Annotated in this window: 2 protein-coding genes; one reads left to right on the top strand and one right to left on the bottom strand. The window is 38.8% G+C overall.

Annotated elements, in window-relative coordinates:
• Positions 1–892: TolC family protein (locus tag H7254_RS06115; protein WP_301932130.1), on the top strand; the 892-nt coding region annotated here is incomplete at its 5' end.
• Positions 893–1,200: 308 nt separating this feature from the next.
• Here H7254_RS06115 and H7254_RS06110 read toward each other — a convergent pair.
• Positions 1,201–2,871 (bottom strand): amidohydrolase family protein, encoded by a 1,671-nt coding sequence (locus H7254_RS06110; RefSeq protein ID WP_301932129.1) that lies wholly within the window; start codon positions 2,869–2,871, stop codon positions 1,201–1,203.
• Positions 2,872–3,183 lie beyond the last annotated feature (312 nt).

Below are 3,183 nucleotides of genomic sequence, written 5' to 3'. Positions count from 1 at the left end.
GGCTGAAAAAAATAAAATAATTTTACAAGCGGTGTCCAACTATTTCGACCTTCAATCATCGCAATTAAAATATACTTTTTTACAACAAATGTTGATGCAGTCGGATACACTTACCCAACAGATAAAAATCCAGGTGGATGCAGGCATCAGGTATCAATCAGAATATCTGCTTTCCCAAAGTAATTATAACCATTTAAAAATTAGTTCGCTACAAGCTAAAATGGATTGGCAAAAAAAGTCGGCCTTGTTGTCTAACTTGTTAAACCTTGATAAAAACACACGGTTGATAAGTGCCGATACGGCATTGGTCCCCCTTCAATTTAGCGCCCAACAAATAGATACGGCTGGCTTTACAATAAGGCCAGAATATACAGGATTGAAGGCCGAATTACAATCCTTGCAAACCTCAAAAAAAACGGTAACTCAGGGATTGTTGCTGCCCAAATTGCGGTTAGGAATGGATAATGGCGCCTTTGGCGGATACACTACACAGATGAATAACACCTACCAATATAATGCGGCGCTTTTATGGAACTTGCCGTTTGGTAGGTTGGTTTACAAAGGTAATATAAAAAGATACAATGCGCAGATCGATCTGCAACACAATGCCATTGAACAATTCAAAAATCAGTACCAGGCAGAAATTGCCACTGCAAATACCGGAGTTGAATTAGCAGGCCAGCAAATGGAAATTGCCAAACAAGCTTTGCAGATTTCAACAGAGGCAATGAGTCAAAGTATTGAACGTCAAAAATTACAAACAGCCAAACCATTTGAAGTTTTTCAGGCGCAACAATTTTTATTGCAGGCCCAGGTAGATTATTTGAATACCGTTTCCAGTTACAATAAAGCGCAGTTTGAGCTGAAGGTGGCAAAGGGAGAACTTCTGTAAAATATTTGTGAAAGCGTTAAACCTATTGGGAAAAATAGCCGCAGCATTTATCTTCATAACTATTTTCCATTCTTAATTCTCATTTATAAAGGGCTATTAATTAAGAGTAACCAATAAATTTCTTGAAAAGAGAAAAAACATTTCTTACTTCGATTCTGATCCAAAATTTTATTTTATTTTTTCAATCTTTTTTTAACACTCTCTTAAATTGGGAGATGCTATTTTACTATCAATTACTGCAGAAGATTTTCTGCAATAAACTTCATCAAATTTAAAAGCTATTGTTCAAAACATCCGTAACTAATACCTTATAACTTTTTATATCCTGGTCCCTTAATAAATCTTCCGGGCATGACACCTGTATGTTCTCCATTTTTTAAAACCTGTATACCGTTTACGAAAACCTGTATCATACCGGTTGAATATTGGTGCGGCTTATCATAGGTTGAATAATCATTCATCTTGGCAGCATCAAAAACAAGCACATCAGCATAATTACCCACTTTCAATTCTCCCCTCTTTTGCAGCTTTAAATTTGTTGCGGGCAATTTTGCTAATTTATAAATCGCTTTTTCCAATGTCAGCACATGCTCGTCTCTTGAGTACTTTCCTATTACTCTTGTAAAGTTTCCATAAGCCCTTGGGTGTGCATTTGATTTTAGAAAAACACCTGCTGTTGTATAGGATCCTTCATCTGAACCAAAGCTTACCCAGGGCAATGCAATTTGCTTTTTTACATTTTCTTCGTTCATCAGAAAATAAGCGGTACCAACCCTTGTACTGTCCTGAACTATCAGATCCATTGCGGTTTCTTCCGGTGACGTACCCCGGATCCTTGCCACTTCCGCAAGTGTTTTACCCGTGTACTTTTTTAGAGAATCCTGTTTAAAACCAAGTAATAAAACTTTGGCAGCACTACCAGCACCATAGTACAAATTTTCCCAGCCGGTTGCATTGGTATTCATCGCTTTTTTCATGTCTGCACGGATTGCTTTATCCTGCAGCCGTTGCCATAATTTACCAAAACCGCCATCCTGTAAAGAAGGTGGAAAGGAAGCGGTAAGGCCCGTTGCGCCAGCAGTATAGGTGTACATGTCCGCAGTTATATTCAACCCGTCAGCTCTTGCTTTGTTTACTTTTTTTATTACACTGTCCATCTTTTTCCAGTTATCTTTTCCGGCTGCTTTTAAGTGATAAATCTCTGCGTGGATATTGGCTTCCTTAGCAATGGTGATCAACTCATCTACTGCTTTATATAAATTGTTGCCCTCACTTCGCATGTGCGAAATATACGAACCACCATAGTTGGAAGCTTCTTTGCACAACGCTGTCAATTCTTCCGTACTGGCAAAAAAATCAGGTGGGTAAATCAGGGAAGAACCTACGCCCATGGCACCTTCTTCCATTGCCTGTTTCACCAGCAGGCGCATGCGCTCTAATTCGGCTGGTGTAGCGGCACGGTCATCTTCGCCCACTACATAGGTACGTACCGTGCCAGCTCCAATAAACGAAGCTATGTTGCAGGAAACACCTTTCTTCTCTAACCAGTCAAGATATTCACCCAGCGTATTCCATGCTACTTTGTAATGAATATCAGTTTGCCCCAGCTGCATTTCATTTTTCATTTTTGTATTTAAGGGTCCCATACTGCTCCCTTCGCCCATTACCTCCAACGTTACACCTTGCCGTATGTCACTTTGTGAACGTCCATCTTCAATCAGCGATTCATTGGCCCAGCTAAGCATGTTTATAAAACCCGGCGCTACCGCCATTCCCTTTGCATCAATTGTTTCAATCGCCTGTACATCGCCGAGGTTACCGATGGCCGCAATGGTATCTGCATTAATAGCGATATCACCTTTAAAAGGTTTACCGCCGTTGCCATCGTAAATTATTCCATTGCGAATGATGATATCGTATTGTAGTTTGTTATCCTTGTGTTGTATAAAAGGAAATAGTAAGAAGATCAGGTATTTCATTTGCTGTATCATCATTTGAGTGAACAAAAATTAACGCTATATTTTGGCAGTGGAAATATAGACGTTATATCCATAAATAACCGCTATTAAATTTACACATTAAATTTATAGCGGGTTTAGATGACGTTTTGAGTTATTTATTTTGATACCAGCTTTAGTTTTTTATAGCAGCATCGTCAGACTGTGCAAAAACTAAAAATTGCGGTTTAAAAAAATTTTTTTCGTCCTGCAACTTGTTTTTAATTTCATTACAGGCAATCTGCCAGTCCCTATTTTTTAGGCTGCTATGCCTGTTGATATCATTTGCCATCT

The sequence above is a fragment of the Ferruginibacter sp. genome, from assembly GCF_014377975.1.
In the GTDB taxonomy this organism is placed as follows: Bacteria; Bacteroidota; Bacteroidia; order Chitinophagales; family Chitinophagaceae; genus Ferruginibacter.
The sequence above is the reverse complement of the archived record's forward strand: the minus strand, read 5'-3'. Positions and strand labels throughout refer to the sequence as shown.

Excerpts from the sequence above, each read along its gene's own strand:
- H7254_RS06110 (WP_301932129.1), bottom strand. The coding sequence starts at position 2,871 with ATGAAATACCTGATCTTCTTACTATTTCCTTTTATACAACACAAGGAT.